At 70.3% G+C, this 19,690-nt stretch carries 16 protein-coding genes; 7 read left to right on the top strand and 9 right to left on the bottom strand.

Translation table 11 applies throughout. From position 1 onward, the window contains the following. Window positions 1–50 precede the first annotated feature (50 nt). Window positions 51–1,190: an AAA family ATPase gene (locus JGU66_05800; protein ID MBJ6760268.1), complete on the bottom strand. Its 1,140-nt coding sequence runs from the start codon at window positions 1,188–1,190 to the stop codon at window positions 51–53. A 284-nt stretch (window positions 1,191–1,474) separates the two neighbouring features. On the opposite strand from JGU66_05800, the gene treZ reads away from it, so the two are divergent. The 3 genes from treZ (at window position 1,475) to JGU66_05785 (ending at window position 6,225) form a co-directional block, all read left to right on the top strand. Continuing rightward, the gene (gene treZ / locus JGU66_05795) at window positions 1,475–3,319 is read left to right on the top strand and encodes a malto-oligosyltrehalose trehalohydrolase (GenBank protein ID MBJ6760267.1); all 1,845 of its coding nucleotides are present in this window, start codon (window positions 1,475–1,477) and stop codon (window positions 3,317–3,319) included. 139 nt (window positions 3,320–3,458) lie between these two features. Beyond that, complete coding sequence (locus tag JGU66_05790) at window positions 3,459–4,670, top strand: discoidin domain-containing protein (protein ID MBJ6760266.1); 1,212 nt, start codon at window positions 3,459–3,461, stop codon at window positions 4,668–4,670. Between the two features lie 124 nt (window positions 4,671–4,794). Continuing rightward, a complete protein-coding gene (locus JGU66_05785) occupies window positions 4,795–6,225 on the top strand; it encodes a M20 family metallopeptidase (protein ID MBJ6760265.1) in 1,431 nt (476 codons plus the stop codon). A 21-nt stretch (window positions 6,226–6,246) separates the two neighbouring features. On the opposite strand, the gene JGU66_05780 is transcribed toward JGU66_05785, so the two are convergent. From JGU66_05780 to JGU66_05770, 3 genes are all read right to left on the bottom strand, one after another. Then, complete coding sequence (locus JGU66_05780; GenBank protein MBJ6760264.1) at window positions 6,247–7,923, bottom strand: protein kinase; 1,677 nt, start codon at window positions 7,921–7,923, stop codon at window positions 6,247–6,249. 118 nt (window positions 7,924–8,041) lie between these two features. Then, window positions 8,042–8,803: an ABC transporter permease gene (locus tag JGU66_05775; protein ID MBJ6760263.1), complete on the bottom strand. Its 762-nt coding sequence runs from the start codon at window positions 8,801–8,803 to the stop codon at window positions 8,042–8,044. A gap of 32 nt (window positions 8,804–8,835) precedes the next feature. After that, window positions 8,836–9,780, bottom strand: coding sequence for an ABC transporter ATP-binding protein (locus tag JGU66_05770; GenBank protein MBJ6760262.1), 945 nt, complete (start codon window positions 9,778–9,780; stop codon window positions 8,836–8,838). 183 nt (window positions 9,781–9,963) lie between these two features. Between JGU66_05770 and ettA the strand changes: the two genes are divergently transcribed. Beyond that, window positions 9,964–11,643 carry an energy-dependent translational throttle protein EttA gene (gene ettA / locus JGU66_05765; GenBank protein MBJ6760261.1) on the top strand — a complete coding sequence of 560 codons (1,680 nt, stop codon included), beginning with the start codon at window positions 9,964–9,966 and terminating at the stop codon, window positions 11,641–11,643. Between the two features lie 57 nt (window positions 11,644–11,700). Here the strand turns inward: ettA and JGU66_05760 are convergent, their stop codons facing one another. Together JGU66_05760 and map are read right to left on the bottom strand one after the other, a co-directional pair. Then, window positions 11,701–13,317, bottom strand: a complete 1,617-nt coding sequence (locus JGU66_05760) for an NADP-dependent glyceraldehyde-3-phosphate dehydrogenase (protein MBJ6760260.1) — start codon at window positions 13,315–13,317, stop codon at window positions 11,701–11,703. 66 nt (window positions 13,318–13,383) lie between these two features. Next, the gene (gene map, locus JGU66_05755; GenBank protein MBJ6760259.1) at window positions 13,384–14,151 is read right to left on the bottom strand and encodes a type I methionyl aminopeptidase; all 768 of its coding nucleotides are present in this window, start codon (window positions 14,149–14,151) and stop codon (window positions 13,384–13,386) included. Between the two features lie 102 nt (window positions 14,152–14,253). Between map and JGU66_05750 the strand changes: the two genes are divergently transcribed. Continuing rightward, window positions 14,254–14,526 (top strand): LysR family transcriptional regulator, encoded by a 273-nt coding sequence (locus JGU66_05750; protein ID MBJ6760258.1) that lies wholly within the window; start codon window positions 14,254–14,256, stop codon window positions 14,524–14,526. Between the two features lie 7 nt (window positions 14,527–14,533). Here the strand turns inward: JGU66_05750 and JGU66_05745 are convergent, their stop codons facing one another. Then, entirely contained in the window at window positions 14,534–14,794 is a 261-nt protein-coding gene (locus JGU66_05745) for a hypothetical protein (protein ID MBJ6760257.1), read from the bottom strand. Window positions 14,795–14,927: 133 nt separating this feature from the next. On the opposite strand from JGU66_05745, the gene JGU66_05740 reads away from it, so the two are divergent. After that, window positions 14,928–16,091: an ATP-grasp domain-containing protein gene (locus JGU66_05740; protein ID MBJ6760256.1), complete on the top strand. Its 1,164-nt coding sequence runs from the start codon at window positions 14,928–14,930 to the stop codon at window positions 16,089–16,091. 3 nt (window positions 16,092–16,094) lie between these two features. On the opposite strand, the gene JGU66_05735 is transcribed toward JGU66_05740, so the two are convergent. Beyond that, window positions 16,095–16,667 carry a DUF2378 family protein gene (locus JGU66_05735; protein MBJ6760255.1) on the bottom strand — a complete coding sequence of 191 codons (573 nt, stop codon included), beginning with the start codon at window positions 16,665–16,667 and terminating at the stop codon, window positions 16,095–16,097. A gap of 10 nt (window positions 16,668–16,677) precedes the next feature. Then, complete coding sequence (locus JGU66_05730) at window positions 16,678–17,451, bottom strand: alpha/beta hydrolase (GenBank protein MBJ6760254.1); 774 nt, start codon at window positions 17,449–17,451, stop codon at window positions 16,678–16,680. Window positions 17,452–17,664: 213 nt separating this feature from the next. Between JGU66_05730 and JGU66_05725 the strand changes: the two genes are divergently transcribed. Beyond that, entirely contained in the window at window positions 17,665–19,662 is a 1,998-nt protein-coding gene (locus tag JGU66_05725) for a hypothetical protein (GenBank protein MBJ6760253.1), read from the top strand. Window positions 19,663–19,690 lie beyond the last annotated feature (28 nt).

Raw genomic sequence — 19,690 nt, 5'->3', positions numbered from 1 at the left:
GGAGGACTGCGGACGCGCCCTTGCCGCGTCGGCTGCCGGGACGCGTGGGGCTAGGCGGAGAGGGCGCGCACCTCGGTGCCTTCCAGCACCAGGCGCACGGTGCTCGCGCGAGGCTGTCCGAAGTGCTCGTAGGCGGCGCGCTCCAGCAGCGGCGACAGCGTGGCGCGCAGTCCGCGCGCACCGGTCTCGCGCTTGAGGGCGCGGGCCACCACGTGCTCGCGCACGTCCTGCGGGACCTGGAGACGCAGGCCCTCCAGCTCGAACTCGCGCTCGTACGCGCGCAGCACGTTGTGCTGGAGGATGTCCATCAGGGTGCTCGCGTCGAGCGGCGCGAAGGAGACCATGCGGTTGAAGCGGCCGATGAGTTCGGGGATGAAGCCGAAGCGCGCGAACGCGGTGGTGTTCTCCAGCTGTTCATCCGACACGCGCGAGGCGATGGACGCGGTGTCGCGTCCGGGCGTGCGGCCGAAGCCCAGGCGCTCCTCGTGGGCGAGGCCCTCGACGGTGGTCTTCAGCCCGCTGAAGGCACCGCACGCGATGAAGGTGATGCAGGACATCTCCAGCGTCTGCGCGCGGGTGCGGCTGGTGAAGCCGAAGTCCGGCGGGAAGTCCGCCCGCGCGGAGGAGAGCAGGTGCAAGAGGCTGCGCTGCACGCCGAGCCCCGTCACGTCCTTGGTGGTCTGCTGTCCGGCGAAGCGGCTGTCGGAGCGGTGGGTGGCGAGCTTGTCGAACTCGTCCATGCAGATGACGCCGCACGCGGCCCATTCAGAGTCCTGCCCGGCGGCCTCGTGGAGGCGCGACAGGAGGGTGTTCACGTCATCGCCCACGTAGCCCGTTTCGGAGAACTGCGTGCTGTCCGCGAGCACGGTGGGGACGCCGAGAATCTCGCGGAACAGCAGCTCCACGAGGAAGGTCTTCCCCGAGCCGGTGGGGCCCAGGAAGAGGCAGTTCTCGCGCGTGCCAGGCTCGGGCGGGATGCCATCGAGGTGGAGGCGGCGGAGGCGCTGCATGTGGCGGTAGGCGAGCACCGAGGCGGCGCGGCGGGCCTCGGGCTGGCCGCGGTAGCCATGCTCGGACAAGCGGGCATCGATGTCCCGGGGTGACAGCACCGCCAGCGAGCGGAGGCGCGAGGGCACGTCGGCATCGTCGTCGAGTGGCTGACGGGGGGCACCAGCGGGGTGGTGGCTCATCCGAGGAGGCTCCGGGAGTGGGCGGGCCCGCGATGCGCGGCCTCGCACGGGCGCATTGTCTCGGGCGCGTGCGGGCGCGACAAGCGGGCCATCGCGTGGCGGGCCCTGCGTTGCTCCCTGGCACAGGCATCGGGCGCGCCGGGCAAGGGGCGTTCGTGGGCTCGGGTCGATGCCCACTCGCGGGCACCCCGGGGGTCCAGCGGTGAACACCGGGATGGGCCACGCGGGGGCGCGCCGCCGGGATTCCTCCCGTGGGCGAGGCTCCTGCGCTAACTGGTTCGAGCATGGTCCTGTCCGACGAGTCACGGTCGCGCGCGCCCAGGTTGGGCGCCTGGGTGGAGGCGGGCCCTCGGGTGCGCTGGCGCGTCTGGGCTCCAGGCCATGCTCGGCTGGAGGTCGTGCTCTTCGACGCGGACGGCACCGAGCGCGCCGCGCTCCCCCTGCTTCCCGAGCCCGGTGACTGCTTCGGCGCGGTGCTCGACGGCCAGGGCGCCGGCACCCGCTACAAGCTGCGCGTGGACGGCGAGGGCCCCTTCCCCGACCCCTGGTCGCGCTCGCAGCCGCAGGGCGTGCATGGGCCCTCCGAGGTCGTGGCCCCGGATGCCTTCGCCTGGTCGGACGCGGACTGGGAAGGGCCCGAGCCGCGGTCGCTCGTCCTCTACGAAGTGCACGTGGGCACGGCCACGTCGGAAGGGACCTTCGAGGCGCTCATCCCGCGCTTGCGCGACCTGCGCGAGCTGGGTGTCACCGCGCTCGAGCTGATGCCCGTGGCCAGCTTCCCCGGCTCGCGCAACTGGGGCTACGACGGCGTGGACCTCTTCGCCCCGTCGTCGACCTACGGTGGGGCCGAAGGGCTGCGCAGGCTGGTCGACGCAGCCCACGCGCATGGCCTCGCGGTGCTCGTGGACGTCGTCTACAACCACTTCGGGCCGGACGGGAACTACCTGCGCGCCTTCGCCCACGACTACTTCACCGACCGCCACCACACCCCCTGGGGCGACGCGGTGAACTACGACGGCGCGCGGTCCGCGATGGCGCGCTCGCTGGTGCTCTCCAACGTGGAGATGTGGATCCGCGACTACCACGCGGACGGCCTGCGCCTGGATGCCACGCACGCGCTCTTCGACGACGGGGAGCCGCACCTGCTCGCGGAGCTGACGGCGCGAGCGCGCGAGGTGGCGCCGGGCCGCCGCGTCATCGTCATCGCCGAGGACGAGCGCAACGAGCGCCGCTTGCTGCGGCCTCCCTCTGACGACGGCTTCGGCCTGGATGGCGTCTGGGCGGATGACCTCCATCACCAGCTGCGCCGCGCCTTCGCGGGCGACAGCGACGGCTACTTCCAGGACTACACCGGCAGCGCCGAGGACATCGCGCGCACCCTGCGCCAGGGCTGGTTCTACGAGGGCCAGCGCTCACCCAGCCGAGGGCGCGCGCGTGGCACCTCCGCCGAGGGACTGGAGCCGTGGCGCTTCGTCATCTGCCTCCAGAATCACGACCAGGTGGGCAACCGCGCGAGAGGCGAGCGGCTGGGCCATGACGTCTCCGCCGCCGCGTTTCGCGCCATGAGCACGCTGCTGCTCCTGGCGCCGCACACGCCGCTGCTCTTCATGGGGCAGGAGTGGAACGCGACCACTCCCTTCCTCTACTTCACGGACCACCACGAGGCGCTGGGACGCCTGGTCACGGAGGGACGCCGCAAGGAGTTCGCCGCGTTCGCGCGCTTCGCCGGCGCCGAGGTGCCAGACCCACAGGCCGTGGAGACCTTCCTGCGTTCACGGCTGGACTGGAGCGAGGCCGAGCGTCCGGGGCATCGCGAGGTGCGCGCGCTCTATCAAGAGTTGCTCCGGCTGCGCGCCACCGAGCCCAGCCTCCGAGACCGACACCGGGGTTTCCACGATGCGCGCGCCCTGGGCCCGGACGCACTCTTGTTGGAGCGGTGGGTGGGGGACCACCGGCTCTCGGTCGTTCTCAACCTGCGCGGCACGCTGGACCAGGCGTTCCCCTCCGCGGAGCTGCTGTTGTGGAGCGAGGCCCCTCGCTTCGGCGGCGCTGTCTCCGAGTCGCCGCTGCACGCGGGGAGGCTCCAGCTCCAGGGGCCCTCGGCCGCCGTGGTGCGGTGGAGCCGTTGAGCGGTGCGACACGGGGAGGTCGGGGCGAGGAGGACGGATGGGCAATCCCACGCATCCCGACCGAGGCGGCCACCCCGCCAGGGCACTGCCTTGCGCGCGCCGGCGCGGGCCGCCACGCCTCGCGAGGTGGCTCGTCCTGATGTTGGCGCTCGGCGCGCAGGCGCGGGCCGCCGGAGGCTTCGTGGCCGCCAAGGCGAGTGGGGATGATGGCCACCGGCCCGTCGCCGCCATTGACGGAGACTTCGATACGTACTGGGCCTGTCAGGGCCCGCGACCGTGGCTTCGCGCGGACCTGGGAAATGTGCGGACCGTGGCGGCGGTGGACATCGCGTGGCTCCATGGCGACGCGCACGCGAGCCGCTTCACCCTGGCCCTCTCCACCAACGGCATCACCTACACGCGCGTGTTCTCCGGCGCGTCGTCCGGCACGACGGCCGCATTGGAGCGCTACACGTTCGCGCCCCGCGACGCGCGCTACGTGCGCATCACCGTGCTGGGCGATGCCCCCGCCGAGCCCGCGCGCATCTCCGAGCTGGCCGTCGCGCCCCTCGCGCCAGACCCCGAGTCCGATCTGGGCAAGGACCCGTTTGGCGTCACCATGCTCTATCCGAGCAAGGTCGGCGGCGAGCGGTGGTTCCTGGCGGAGAACGCGACGGGGGACGGCCGGTTCGATCCGCAGGGCACCATCACCCGCAACCCGGATGGCTCGTGGAAGATGAGCAAGCAGCAGGTGCGCATGGGGGTGTTCACGTCCACGGGCTACAACGCGCAGCTCATCGCCACCTACGACCGCGACGTGCTGGCGAGCCGGGGCTACATGCAGTCCCCCAACGACTGGAAGAACGTCGAGATGACGGGCTTCGTGAAGCTCAACTCCACCCTGGACCCGGCGGACAACTTCGATTGGTACGCGCGCGGCGGCAAGCACAACGACCTGCACCTGGGCTGCGAGGGCAGCAGCTACAAGGCGGGCCTGCACTACGACGGCCGCGCCCGCTGGCAGAAGGAGACGTGGCACGTCTCGTACGAGCAGACGCCCTTCGTCTTGGCCACCACCTCGCTCCTGGGGCGGTGGGTGGGCCTCAAGGCCGTCATGCGCAACGTGACGCTGTCCAGCACGCAGCTCGGCGTGCGGCTGGAGATGTACGTCAACGAGAACGCGGACGGCGTCACCTGGAAGAAGATCTACGAGATGGTGGACGACGGCAGCTGGGGCGGTGACGCGCAGCACTGCGGCGGCACCATGGCCGCCATGCCCATCACCTGGGGCGGTCCCATTGCAACGTTCCGTTGGGACAACGCGCTGGACGTGGACTTCAAGTGGCTGAGCGTCCGCGAAATCCAGCCTTAGGGGGAAGCAGCCGGGTCGCTCGCGCTCCGGGCGACCGAGATGGAACGGAATGCTTCACTTTCTGGAGTCCGATGGCGCGTTCCAATCGACACGGACGCGGGCCCGTGTACAGCATGCCGCCGCCATGAACGTGAACACCGCCCTCGCTACGTCCGAGCGCATCTGGGAGCAGGAAATCATTCCCGCGCTGGAGCGCTACATCCGCATCCCCAACAAGTCGCCCTCGTTCGATCCGGATTGGGTCCGCTCCGGTCACATGGAGGCGGCGGTGCAGCTCATCTCGGAGTGGTGCCGCGCGCAGGCGGCGCACCTGCCGGGGCTGACGGTGGAAGTGGTTCGCCTCAAGACGCCGGACGGCAAGGACCGCACGCCCGTCATCTTCATGGAGATTCCCGGCACGCGCTCGGATGACACCGTGCTGCTGTACGGTCACCTGGACAAGCAGCCGGAGATGGTGGGCTGGCGCGAGGGCCTGTCGCCGTGGACCCCCGTGCGCGAGGGCGACAAGCTCTTTGGCCGAGGCGGCGCGGATGACGGCTACTCCGCCTTCGCCTCGCTGGCGGCCATCCGCCTGCTGAAGGAGCAGGGCGTGCCGCACGCGCGCTGCGTGGTGGTCATCGAGGCGTGCGAGGAGAGCGGCAGCTACGATTTGCCCGCGTACATCGAGGCGCTGGCGCCGCGCATCGGCAAGCCCTCGCTGGTGGTGTGCCTGGACTCGGGCTGCGCCAACTACGAGCAGCTCTGGATGACCACCAGCCTCCGCGGCCTGGTGGGCGGCAACCTGCGCGTGGACATCCTCACCGAGGGCGTGCACTCGGGTGATGCCAGCGGCGTGGCGGCGTCTTCGTTCCGCATCATGCGGCAGGTGCTGTCGCGCGTGGAGGACGAGAAGACGGGCCGCATCCTCCTGGACGCGCTGCACACGGAGATTCCGCAGGAGCGCCGCGACCAGGCCCACGCCGCCGCCCAGTCCCTGGGCAGCGAGGTGTACGGGAAGTTCCCCTGGGTGAAGGGCGCGCGCCCGGTGACGGAGGACGGCGCGGAGCTGGTGCTCAACCGCACGTGGCGTCCCGCGCTGTCGCTCACGGGCATCGAGGGCATGCCGTCGCTGGAGAACGCCGGCAACGTGCTCCGGCCCTACACCGCGGTGAAGCTGTCCATGCGCATCCCGCCGCGCGTGGACTCCAAGGTGGCCACGCAGGCGCTGAAGAACGCGCTGGAGAAGGACCCGCCCTACGGCGCGAAGGTGACGTTCGAGGGCGAGAAGGCCGGCGCGGGCTGGGAGGCGCCGCCGCTGGCGCCCTGGCTGTCGCGCGCGGTGCAGTCGGCGTCCACCCACTGCTTCGGCAAGCCGGCCATGGCCATGGGCGAGGGCGGCTCCATCCCGTTCATGGGGATGCTGGGCGAGCGCTTCCCGGAAGCGCAGTTCCTCATCACCGGCGTGCTCGGGCCGTCCAGCAACGCGCACGGCCCCAACGAGTTCCTGCACATCCCCACCGGCAAGAAGCTCACCGCCAGCGTCGCGAGCGTGCTGGCGGATCACTTCAAGCGGTAGCCCGGCAACCGAGGCGGGGCCTCAGCGCCCCGTCTTGATGCCGAGCGAAGGGCCCATGCCCGGCGAGCGCTTCGTGCCGCCGGGCGTCTTCACCGCGCGGCGCGGCAGCTCCACCCGGACCTGGGGCGCGTCCGCGGCGGACACCAGCCGCGTCACCGGCTCGTAGCCGTTGAGCGCCACCGTCACTGGCACCGCGGGCGCGCCGGGCACCATGGGGAGCTGCACGGGCGTCGTCCCGTGCGCCTCGCCCGCCACCTGCACCGCGGCGCCAGGAGGCTCGCTCGTCACGAGCAGCGAGATGGACTCCGGCGTCTCGGGCCGAGGCGTCGGCTCCACCGCCTCCGGCTTCGTGGGGACCTGCTCCCCGGGCGTCGCGGGCGCCTGGGCCTGCGTCTGCGGCAGGGGCGGAGGCGTCACGCTCGCCGCACCAGCGGGCTCGCGGAGCAGCAGCACCGCCGCGCCCGCCAGCACCAGCGCCGCGCCTCCCGCCGCGACCGGCAGCCACCGGGGCTTGCGCGACTCGAAGTCCGGCCGAGGCAGCCGCGCGGTCCCTCGCGTGGCTTCCTTCACGGGCGCGGGCGCCACGGGCTGCGGCGCCTGCGGCGGGGTCGACTGCCGCGAGCGGGTGGCGGAGGGCACGCCCGGGGGCCGGGGCAGGGCGCGCGAGTTCGTGGGGCGCGGCATCGCGCTGGGCACGCCGCTGCGCGACGAGTTGGAGCGCGAGTCGAGGTCCGCGTCCTCGGCGAGCTGATCCAACGTCGCCGGGTCCGCCTCCTTCGTGATGCGGTCCGTGTACAGCTCCCGCAGGTACGCGGCCAGGTGCGCGCTGCTCGAGGGCAGCCGCTCGTTGAGCGCGTAGTCCTCCAGCGCCAGGCGGAACGCGGCGCAGTCCGCGTAGCGTCCGTCCGCGGTGGGCGCGAGCGCCTTGAGGACGATGGCGTCCAGGCTCGTGGGCACCGCCGGGTTGAGCTGCGACGGAGGCGGCACCTGGCAGTCCTTCACCAGCCGCAGCGTCATCAGGTCCGACTCGCCCTTGAAGAGGCGCTTGCCGGTGAGCAGCTCCCACATCACCACGCCGAGCGCGAACTGGTCGCTGCGCGCGTCCACGGACAGGCCGCTGGCCTGCTCGGGCGACATGTACGGGTACTTGCCCTTCAGCACGCCGGTGGCCGTCTGCTGGCCACTGGTGGCCGCCTTGGCCACGCCGAAGTCGATGACCTTCACGCCCCCGTCGAAGCCGACCAACACGTTCTGCGGTGACACGTCGCGGTGCACCAGCCGCAGCGGCTGGCCTTGCGCGTCACGCGCGTTGTGCGCGTACGACAGGCCCGCCGCCGCGTCCGCGATGACGCGCAGCACCAGCCCCACGGGGAGCGGCCGGTTCTGCGCGCGCGCGAACTTGTCCAGCCGGCGCACGTCCTCGCCCTGCACGTACTCCATGGCCAGGCAGTGCCGGCCTTCAATCTCCGTGAGGTCGAGAATGGTGATGAGGTTGGGGTGGGACAGGCGCGCCACCAGTCGCGCTTCCTCCAGGAACATGTCGAGGAACTCTTCGTCCTCGGCCAGGTGCGGGAGGATGAGCTTGAGCACGACCAGGCGTTCGAAGCCCGTTCCATGCTCGCGCGCCAGGAACACCTGGCCCATCCCGCCGGAGGCGATTTTTCGCAGCAGTTCGTACTTCCCGAAAGGCACCGCCATGAGCCCCCGGAGGATATCCCTCTTTCTCACCGGACGGGAAATACAGAGGTGGTGAGGGCGGCTCGAATGTGACCTGCTGTGCGCCCCCGCGCCGTGGCGGAGCGGGGGCGGGCGCGCGTTACGCCTTCATGCGGTAGCCGGAGCGCAGCACGACGTAGACGACCACCGTGGCCACCGCGGCCACGACGGCGAGGATGGCGCCGCCCACCGCGGGCGAGAAGATGCTGGAGCCGAGCATGCCGTAGCGCAGCCCCTCCACCATGTAGACCATGGGGTTGAAGAGGCTGATGGTGTTCCACGGCGCGGGCAGCTCGCGCACCGAGTAGAAGACGCCGCCGAGGAACGTGAGCGGCAGCATGACGAAGGTCGGGAAGAAGTTGATCTGCTCGAACTTCTCCGCCCAGATGGCCGCGAGCATGCCCAGCACGCTGAAGACGTAGCTGGAGATGAACAGGAAGTAGGCCGTCACCAGCGCGTGCTCCAGGCTGAAGCCGGAGAAGAGCGCGGCGACCGCCCACGTGAGTCCGCCCACCACGAGCCCGCGCACCATGGCGCCGCCGATGAAGCCGGCCATCAGCTCGCCGGGCCCCAGCGGCGCGACGAGCAGGTCCACCACCGTGCCCTGAATCTTGGTGATGAACAGCGAGGAGCTGCTGTTGAGGAAGGCGTTGTTGGCGATGCCGAGGAAGACGAGCCCCGGCACGATGAAGTGCAGGTAGGGCTGGCCCTCCACCTCGTGGACGCGGCCGGAGATGGAGTAGCCGAAGACGATGAAATAGAGCGTGGTGCTGATGAGGGGTGAGAGGACGGTCTGGCCCGGCACGCGCATGAAGCGCCGGACCTCCTTCACGAACAGCGTCTGCATCCCAAGGACGTTCATGGCGGCGGAGGACTTTCGCGCGAAGAGGGTGTTCAGGCGGCGGAGGCGGAGGGGCGGCCCCGCAGCACTTCGATGAGCACGTCCTCCAGGCGGGAGCGGCGCGTCTCCACGTCCGCGATGGGCAGCCCGTCCGCGTACAGCGCGCGGAGCAGGTCTCCCGCGGGCGCGCAGCCATCGCGCTCCACGTAGGTGAGCGTGCGGCCATCCTCGGACAGTCGCGCGGAGAAGCGCTGGCCCACCTCGGGCAGCGCGGGCAGCGGCGTGGCGAACGTCACCACCAGGCGCTTCTCGCCGAAGCGGCGCAGGAGCGCGGCCTTGTCCTCCACCATCAGCAGGCGGCCCTCGTTGATGATGCCCACGCGGTCCGCCAGCTCCTCGGCCTCTTCCAGGTAGTGCGTGGTGAGGACGATGGTGGTGCCCTCGGACGCGAGCTTGCGCACGTACGTCCAGAGGTCGCGGCGCAGCTCCACGTCCACGCCCGCGGTGGGCTCGTCCAGGAAGACGAGCCGCGGCTTGTGCACCAGCGCCTTGGCGATGAGCAGCCGGCGCTTCATGCCTCCGGACAGGGCGCGCGTGAGCGAGTCCTTCTTGCCCTGGAGGTTGAGCGCGGTGAGCACCTCGTCCACGCGGGCGTCGTCGCGCGGGCGGCCGTAGTAGCCCTGCTGGATGCGCAGGGACTCGGCCACGGTGAAGAACGGGTCGAAGTTGATCTCCTGCGGCACGAGCCCCAGCTCGTAGCGCGGCCCCACCGGGTCCGCGTCCAGGTCCCGGCCGAAGACGCGGATGGTGCCCGCGGTCTTGCGCACCAGGCCACACACGCTGCCGATGAGCGTCGTCTTGCCGGCGCCGTTCGGACCCAGGAGCGCGAAGATTTCTCCGGGGCGGATGGAGAGGTCGACCGACTGGAGCGCGGTGAAGGTTCCGTACCGCTTGGAGAGACCCTGGAGCTCCAGGGCGGGAGAAGGAGGCTCGGACATGGCGCCGCTTCCTCTAACACCCCGGCGCCCAGGCGTCAGGGCAGAGTGCGCCAACGCACCGCGCCCCTCGGGTCACCGGGGACTGTCCGAGGCGTGGCGGGGTCGCGAGTTCCCGCCTTGCGCCCGCTGGCCCTCCCTAGTATCCGCAGGACCCCCAACCCTCCGGAGACAGGCAGAGCCGCGATGGCCCAGAACTTCATCTTCACGATGCAGGACCTGCGCAAGGTCAAGAACAGCAAGGAGATTCTCAAGGGCATCTACCTGTCGTTCTTCCCGGGCGCGAAGATTGGCGTCATCGGTCCCAACGGCTCCGGCAAGTCCACGCTGCTGCGCATCATGGCCGGCGTGGACACGGAGTTCTTCGGCATCGCGAAGCCGGACCCCACCGCGAAGGTGGGTTACCTGCCGCAGGAGCCACAGCTCGACCCCTCGCTGAACGTGAAGGGGAACGTGGAGCTGGGCCTGAAGGAGATCCGCGCGGCGTTGGATCGCTTCAACGAGGTGAGCGCCAGGTTCGCCGAGCCCATGAGCGACGAGGAGATGGAGAAGCTGCTGGCCGAGCAGGGCCGCCTCCAGGACGCCATCGACGCGAGCAACGGCTGGGAGCTGGACCGCACGCTGGAGATGGCCATGGACGCGCTGCGGCTGCCGCCCGGCGACGCGGACGTGTCCAAGCTGTCCGGCGGTGAGAAGCGCCGCGTGGCGCTCTGCCGCATCCTCCTGGAGAAGCCGGACCTGCTCCTGTTGGACGAGCCCACCAACCACCTGGACGCGGAGAGCGTCGCGTGGCTGGAGCAGGCGCTCAAGGAGTACAAGGGCACCATCGTCTGCATCACCCACGACCGGTACTTCCTCGACAACGTGGCCGAGTGGATCCTGGAGCTGGACCGCGGCGAGGGCGTGCCCTGGAAGGGCAACTACTCGAGCTGGCTGGACCAGAAGCAGAAGCGCCTGGAGCTGGAGGAGAAGTCGGAGAGCCACCGGCAGAAGACGCTCAAGCGCGAGCTGGAGTGGGTGCGCGCATCGCCCAAGGCGCGTCAGGCCAAGAGCAAGGCCCGCATCTCCGCGTACGAGGATCTGCTCAACCAGACGCAGGACAAGCGCGACGCCACGGGCGAGGTCATCATCCCGCCCGGCCCGAAGCTGGGCGGGCTGGTGGTGGAGGCCAAGGGGCTGCGCAAGGCGTACGGCGACCGGCTGCTCATCGACGACCTGAACTTCAAGCTGCCCCCCGGCGGCATCGTCGGAGTGATTGGCCCCAACGGCGCCGGCAAGACGACGCTGTTCCGCATGATGACGGGCGTGGAGAAGCCGGACGCGGGCGAGCTGCGCGTGGGCGAGACGGTGGTGATGGCCTACGTGGACCAGAGCCGCGACGCGCTCAACGGCGACCAGACGGTGTTCCAGGAGGTCAGCGGCGGGTTGGACCACCTGGACCTGGGCAAGGCGGGGCAGGTGCCCAGCCGCGCGTACCTGGCGGGCTTCGCCTTCAAGGGCCAGGACCAGCAGAAGCGCGTGAAGGACCTGTCCGGCGGTGAGCGCAACCGCGTGCACCTGGCGAAGATGCTCAAGGCGGGCGGCAACCTCTTGCTGCTCGACGAGCCCACCAACGACCTGGACGTGGAGACGCTGCGGAGCCTGGAGGACGCGCTGCTCAACTTCGCCGGCTGCGCGGTGGTCATCAGCCACGACCGCTGGTTCCTCGACCGCATCGCCACGCACATCCTCGCGTTCGAGGGCGACAGCAAGGCGTTCTTCTTCGAGGGCAACTTCGAGGACTACGAGGCGGACAAGAAGAAGCGCCTGGGCCCCGACGCCCTGGAGCCGCACCGCATCCGCTACCGCCCGCTCAACAAGAACTGACGCGAGCCGCGGTGACGCCGGCTCCCCTGTCGCGAGGGAGCCGGCACGCCACTCCGACTAGAAGAGGAAGTCGGTGGTGAGGAACGTGGACTCGTGCCGCGTGAGGATGGACTGCACGAGCGCGGTGTTGTCGGGCGTCGTCTTCGCCGCCACGAGCGTGCGGATGGAGAAGACGCGCAGCGCGTCCGCCACGGACAGCGTGCCCTCGGCCGAGTCCTTCCGGCCGTTGAAGGGGAACGTGTCCGGGCCGCGCTGGCACTGGCAGTTGATGTTGATGCGGCCCACCTGGTTGGAGAACGCGTCGATGAGCCGGCCGATGCGCGCCGAGTCTCGCCCGAACAGGCTGAGCTGCTGGCCGAAGCTGGAGTTGACCACCAGCTTCACCACCTCGTCCTCGTGGTCGAAGACCATCACCGGCACCACGGGCCCGAACTGCTCCTCGGTGGCCAGCCGCATGTCGCTCGTCACCGGATACACGATGGTGGGCGCGTAGAACGAGCGGGCGGACTGGCCGCCGCGCGCGTTCACGATGCGCGCGCCCTTGGCCACCGCGTCATCCACGAGCCCCTGGAGGTAGGTGGCCTTGCCGGGCTCGGGCAGCGGGGTGATGGACACGCCCGGCTCCCACGGCATGCCGGGCTTGAGCTTCTCCACGGCGGCGGTGAAGCGCTCCAGGAAGGGCCCCACGATGCTGCGGTGGACCACCAGCAGCTTGAGCGCCGTGCAGCGCTGGCCGTTGAACGACAGCGTGCCGGTGACGCACTCCTTCACCGCGTTGTCGAGGTCCGCGTCCTCCAGGATGATGGCCGGGTTCTTCGCGTCCAGGCCGAGCACGGCCTTGAGGCGATGCGGGCGCGGGTGCATGCGCTTGAGCTCGCTGGCGCCCTTGTTGGTGCCAATGAACGCGAACACGTCCACCTTGCCGCTCTCCATCAGCGCGCCCACCGTCTCGCGGCCCTTGCCGTAGATGATGTTGATGACGCCGGGCGGGAAGCAGTCGCGGAACGCGGTCAGCAGCGGCTGGATGAGCAGCACGCCGAACTTGGCGGGCTTGAACACCACGGTGTTGCCCATGAGCAGCGCGGGGAACAGCGTGCTGAAGGTCTCGTTGAGCGGGTAGTTGTACGGGCCCATGCACAGGGCCACGCCCATGGGCGCGCGGCGAATCTGCGCCATGATGCCCTGCTCCTGGACGAAGCGGGACGAGGTGCGGTCCAGCTCCTTGAGCGCGCGGATGGTCTCGACGATGAGGTCCACCGTGCGGTCGAACTCCTTCTCCGAGTCGCCCTGCGTCTTGCCAATCTCCCACATGAGCAGGTTGACGACCGCGGTGCGCTGCTGGCGCATGGCGGCGAGGAAGCGCTCCACGTGCTCGATGCGCTGGGCCACTCGCAGCGTGGGCCACACGCCGCGCCCCAGGTCATACGCCTTCACCGCCGCGTCCAGGGCCGCGAGCGACTCGCGCGAGGTGAGCAGCGGCGTGGCGCCAATCACGCGGGCTTGAGGGCCCTGGTCCGTGCGCACGTAGACGGGGCTCTGCACGGGGTTGAGTTCACCCTCCCAGCGGCGCAGCTCGCCGTCCACCAGGTACTCCCGCTGCTCGAGGTAGGCCGGCAGTCGCACGGCCTCGGGAATCTGCGCGTCGGAAGGGAACAGGTCGTCCAGTGACGTCATCGCGGGTCCTTTCATCGAGGCCCAATGTACGACCCGCGTGTTTTTCCCGCCGGAGAACTTGCGGCCTCACGCCACGGGAGGCACCGGGCCCGTGAGGATTTCGTAACCGTCGCGGGTGATGAGCACGGTGTGCTCGAACTGGGCGGAGAGGCTCCCGTCCGCCGTCACCACCGTCCAGCCGTCGGGGAGGATGCGGATGTCCGGGCGCCCCAGGTTCACCATGGGCTCGATGGTGAGCACCATGCCCGAGCGCAGCGTGATGCCCGTGCCTCGGCGCCCCACGTGGGACACCTGCGGCGGGCCGTGCATGCTCCGGCCGATGCCGTGTCCCCCGAACTCTTGCACCACGCTGCACCCCTCCGCGCGCGCCAGGTCATCGATGGCGGCGCCCACGTCCCCCATGCGGACGCCGTGGCGCAGCACCGCGATGCCCGCGTCCCGGCACCGTCGCGCCACGTCCACGATGTGACGCGCGTCCTCGGACACCTCGCCCACGCAGAACGTGGCGGAGCAGTCTCCGTGGTAGCCGTCCAGGCACGTCGTGACGTCCACGTTGATGATGTCCCCGAGCCCAAGCCGCTCGTCCGTGCGCGGGACGCCGTGGCACACCACCTGGTTGCGGCTGGTGCACACCGAGGCGGGGAAGCCCTTGTAGCCCAGCTGGCTGGGCGTGCCCTGGCGGCGTGCCGTGTCCTCGCGCACCCACGTGTCGATGTCCGCCGTGGTGATGCCCGGGGTGAGGCGCTCCGCCACGTGGGCCAGCGTCCGCGCGGCGGCGTCGCCTGCTCGGCGGATGCGCTCCAGTTCCTGTCCCTTGAAGAGGGGGATGTTCATGCGGGCAAGGTGGCACCCGCTGTGTTGACCGGTCCAATGCTGTCTCGGCATGACGCGGGCGGGGCGTGCGAGGTGGGCGCGGCTCGGGCTAGCCTTGCGCCCGTGAGCATCACGCACCTGGAGTCCTTCGTTGCGGTGGCCGAGGAGGGGCACGTGGGTCGCGCCGCGCGCCGGCTCCACCTCACCCAGCCACCCCTCAGCCGTCACATCCTCGCGCTGGAGGATGAGCTGGGCACGCGCCTGTTCGAGCGCGTTCCCCGAGGCATGCGCCTCTTGCCCGCGGGCGAGGTGTTCCTCACGCACGCGCGCCGCATCCTCGCGGAGGTGGACGTGGCGGTGAGCACGGTGAAGGACCTCGCTCCGCGGCGCGATTGACGCGGCGTCAGCTGCAGGTCGTGCCCGGGGCAGGCGCCTCGCAGACGTAGCGGTAGCCGCCAGGGCAACGCTTGTCGACGATGAAGCGGGTGACGCAGGTCCCCGCGGGGCACCCGTCGTAGTCACAGGTCAGGACGAGCGCGCTGTGGCTCTGGTCCAATGACTCCGTGGCGGGCGTGGCGTCGGAGGTGCTGTCGGGCGCCTCGATGCCACAGGCCGTCACTCCCAATGCAAGACAGGTCGCTACGACCCAATGCTTGAGCTGCATGCCGCCTCCACGTCGGGGGTTGATGCGGTGGATTGTCCGGATTCGTGGAGTCGGGCGCCAGGGGGCCTCGGCCGTTCAGGCGGCGCGGAGAGCGCGCTATGGTGGCGATGCGGGGTCGCGCCCGACAGGAGCCATGAACTTCGTCTTCATCTCCCCCCAGTTCCCGCCCCACTACTTCCACTTCGTCACCGCCTTGCGCGAGCGTGGCGTCACCGTGCTTGGCATTGGCGATGCGCCCTACGACTCGCTGCGCCCCGAGCTGCGCGAGGCGATGCGCGAGTACTTCTTCGTCCCCACCCTCCATGACGACGACGCGCTCTTGCGCGCCACGGGCTACCTCACGTGGCGTCACGGACGCATCCACCGCATCGAGTCCCTCAACGAGTCGTGGCTGGAGGCCGAGGCGCGGCTGCGCGAGGACTTCCATGTCCCGGGGCTCCTGCCGGACGCGATGGCGCGGCTGCGCTCCAAGTCGGGCATGGCGGACGTGTTCCGCGAGGCGGGCGTGGCGCACCCGGACCTGGAGCGCGTGCGCGACGCCGAGCAGGTGAAGGCCTTCGCCGCGCGCGTGGGCTATCCGCTGGTGCTCAAGCCGGACGTGGGCGTGGGCGCCGCGCACACGTTCAAGGTCACCCGCGACGCCGAGGTCGACACCGCGCTCGCGCAGCCGCTGCCCACGTCATACGTGGCGCAGCGCTTCGTGCGCGGCACCATCGTCACGTACGACGGCATCGTGGACCGTCATGGCGCCATCGTCTTCGCGCTCAGCCATCAGTACAGCGATGGGGGCATGGAGACGGTGCTGGAGCAGCGCGACATCTCGTTCTGGAGCCTCCAGGAGATTCCTCCGGCCCTGGATGTGCTGGGCCGGCAGGTCGTGGCGGCGTTCGGGCTGCGCGAGCGCTGGTTCCACCTGGAGTTCTTCCGTCTGCCGGACGGGCGCTTCGTGGCGCTGGAGGCCAACCTGCGGCCACCCGGTGGCTTCATGACGGACATGATGAACTACACGTGCGACATCGACGTGTACCGGCTCTGGGCCCGCGTGGTGACGGGTGACCCCGTGGGAGACTTTCGCTACACGCCGCGCTTCCACGTGTGTCACAGCGCGCGGCGCGCCGAGCGGAAGTACCTGCACTCGCACGCGCAAATCGTGGAACACCTGGGGCGCGACTTGTTGCTGCACCGCGAGCTGCCGGCCGTCTACCACAGCCTCCTGGGCAACGAGATGTACCTGACGCGGCACGCGGACCTGGAGGCGATGCACGCGGCGGCGCGCTTCATCCAGGCCACGCCCTGACGCTCAGCGCTCCTGCCAGCGCAGCTCGAAGACGGTGCTGTCCGCGTCGCCGTGCAGCTTCGTGACATGCGGAGCGGCGGCGCCACCCAGTCGCAGCATGGCCTCCAGGAGCGCCTCCGTGTAGCCCGGCGCGGGGAGGTTCGAGTTGAGTCTCAGCTCGTGGCGCGTGGGCTCGCGTTCGGTGAGCTCGGCCTCCGTGTAGTTGTCCGTGCCGCGCAGGAGCTGCGGGATGCGCTGCACGAACCGATGCGGCCCCAGCAAGCGCATCACCCCATACACCGCGCGCCCGATGAGCGTGCGCCCGTAGCCCTCCACGTGCGCGATGGCGAGCTGGCGGTAGCCTTCCTCGAGCGGCACGTCGGGATGGGTCTCCTCGACGATGATGGACAGGCAATACATCCACAGCGGGACGGAGTAGGCCGGCATCAGCGGGCGATCCAAGTCGATGCCCGCGCGGCGCAGCCGCTCCTTGAGTCGCAGGGATACGCGACCCTGGAGCCCATGCGTGAGGAGCCCTTCGACGACCTGGACGTAGACGAGGCGCTGCTCGTAGGGCAGCGGACGGCGAGGGCTCACGCGAGGCGCCTCAACCCAGCAGCCACCGCAACGCAAAGGGCAGGCGCCGCTGCCAGTCCCGCTCGTGATGGCCACCGCCGGGCTCCAGCACGAGGAACAGCTCGTGGTCCGCGTAGCCCAGGCGCTTGAGGTGGAAGTAGAACTCGCGCGTCGCCTCGCCGTAGTTGAGCGGCACGCCCGCGGGCTGGATGAACTCGTGGCTGCCCGCGTCCAGATAGATGCGCGTCCAGTGGCGGCTGTGCTGAGTCCACTGGTCGAACAGCCGGTTGCCGCTCCACATGACGGTGGGGGACAGCGCGCCGATGCGGCCGAAGACCTCAGGTGAGCGCAGGCCCAGGTACAGCGAGAAGAGTCCGCCGAGGGATGAGCCCATGGTGGCGGTCCACTCGGGGGAGGGCCGCGTGCGGTAGGTGCTGTCGATGTATGGCTTCAGCTCCTCCACGAGGAAGCGCGCATAGGCCTCACCGCGCGCCTTCACGCCGCTGCGGGGTTCGTCCCAGGGCGAGTACTCCTGAAGCCGGCCCGTGCCCGAGTCCACCGCGACGATGAGCCACGGCTCCGAGCGGCCCTCGTTCACCATCGACTCGAGCACGAGGTTGGCGCACCACGTGTCGAAGAGGGCGGACTCGGGATGGGCGAAGACGTTCTGCCCATCGTGCATGTAGAGCACCGGGAAGCGGTGGTCCGCCGCCGCGTCGTACCCGTCCGGAGTGTAGATGCGGACGGTGCGGCGGAAGCCCTCTGGAGTCGAGGGGAAGTCTCGGACGATGTGGACGTATCCCATGGCGAGCCACGGGCCGGGGGCACCCCGGTCGCTGCGTGTGGCGTGCCCGCCAGCATACATGGATGGCGCGGTCGGCCCGGTCCGCGTCTCGCGCATGGACGCTCGCTTCGCGGATGGGATGCCCGCACCGCGTCCCTTCTTGTAGGGAAGGGTGGTCTCGGTCCTGCAGAGGGCCGGAGCGTGCGTCTGGCTCTCTGCCTGGGATTGTTGCTGCTGCTCACCGCGTCCCGAGGGCACGCGGCGCCTTACGTGCTGGAGCCCGAGTCGGACGAAGCGCGAGAGCCGGAGTCCATGGATGAGGACAGCGCCACGTCGGAGGGCACGTGGGAAGCGCTGCGCCTGCTGCGGCGCACGGGAGTGGAGCCCCGGTCCGCGACGCGCGGCTTGCTGTACGCGTTGCCTGGGCTGACGTACGCGCGAGTGGATGCGCTCCTGCGAGCGGAGTCGTCCGCGCCCGGAGGACTCATCGCCGCGCTCTCTGAAGACGAGCGGCGAACCCTGCGGCCGTATTGGGCGAGAGAGCGGCCCGAGCACTTCTCTGGAGACGTGCGACTCCTGACCGCCTTCGCGATGGCGGATCCATTGATTCCGCCTCTGGCGCTTCAAGCGCGAGCGCGAAGCCCGGATGGATGGAGCGTGGGATTGCTGGCCACGCTCGCGCGTCGTCGGTTCGAGGCGCCCACGTGGGAGCCGCGCCGGAAGGTGCTCATCGTGGGCCCGCCGCATCTCGCGGTCGTGATCCCCAAGCTCTACGTGCAGGGGACCTTCGCGCGTGCACGGATGCTGGTGGGCGCGTATCGAGTGGGCTTCGGTCAGCGGCTCACGCTGGACACGACGGGACTGCCCACGCCCGAGGGCTTCGTGCCGGATGACGAGGTCCGTGGCGCGGGAACTCCGGAGCGGTGGTGCTTCCTGGGAGAGGGCGCGTGCGACGCGGAGTCTCGAGAGGAGGAAGTCACCCCGGACTTTCGTTGGAGCGAAGGCTTCCGTGGCGTCGCGGCCACCGTGCGAGGCCCCGCGGGTGAGCACGCGGAGCTGGTGCTGACCGCATTCGGCTCCTATCAGTCCCGATCGCTGTCCTCCTCCGCGTTGCGCGAAGCGGGGCCGTGTGCGGGCTCGGCCTGTCGCGCGGTGCCTGTCTGGGGCGGGATGGAGCGGACGCCACAAGGGAAGCTGAGCGCGCGCCTGTTGCCGAGCATGTTTCGAGAGTGGGCAGGCGGTGGTAACGCGACGCTGCGATGGTCCTCGCGCGTGCGCGTGGGCGCGACGGCATGGGCCGCGCGGCCGGTGTGGAACGTCGAAGGGGCGTCGCTCGACTTCCGTCCCAGCGCGGGCTACCCGATGGGAGGTGGCTTCGGCGCGGCGGGCGTGGATGCGGCCGTGGGCACGGGGCCGGTGGACCTCTTCCTGGAAGTGGCGCGCAGCTTCGACTCCGCTCCCGAGGGTGGAGGTGGAGTAGGCATGGTCCAGCGCACCGTGCTCTCCGCGGAAGCGCGCGAGCTGGAGCTGCTGCTGCGTTACTACGCACGGGGCTTCGCCAATCCCTACACGGGAGCGCCTGCTGGACCGGACTCGTTGGAGGGCTCGCGGGCGCGCAATGAGTTGGGAGCGCGAGCCCGCTATGTGCAGCGCCTCGGAAGGAGCTGGCGCGCGCGAGGTCAGGTGGATGCGTGGGCGCTCCCCGAGGATGGCTCGCTGCCAGGGACCGCGGGCACGGTGCGCCTGCGTGCATCGGCACGCGTGGACTGGACCGAGGTGCCGTGGCTCCAGCCGTCACTCTGGGGCGAGTACCAGGACTCGGGCGTGGGGGAATCGGGAGACTGTGTCGAGCGTGCGGGCGAAGCGCCTTGTGCGGACGCGGGGCTGCGCATCACGGGTCGCGTGGAGTCGAAGCTCGGTGAAGCGGTGTCGCTGGCCGCGCAGTACGGCATCGCCCACGCGAGTGGTTCAGACACGAGGTCGGCTCGCGATGAAGCACGTGCGGTGATGGATGTCCGGCTGCGGCCCCATGAGTCCCTGCGTCTGCGCGGACGACTGAGCTGGACGCGGCCCCGGCGCGCCACACGGGCCAGCGCCGAGGTGGCGTGGGACGCCCCTCGCGCGGTCTCGGTGCGAGCGCGCTACGCGTGGGAACTCGAATCGGGGGCCTCGCGCGTGCCGACCACGGCGTCTCGGCACGTGTTCCAGCTGGAGTGGGAGTGCCGTTTCTGACGCGCTGGGAGGCGCGGCTGTTGGGAGA

The sequence above is a fragment of the Myxococcaceae bacterium JPH2 genome, from assembly GCA_016458225.1.
Lineage (GTDB): Bacteria > Myxococcota > Myxococcia > Myxococcales > Myxococcaceae > Citreicoccus.
This window is presented reverse-complemented; position numbering and strand designations above follow the sequence as displayed.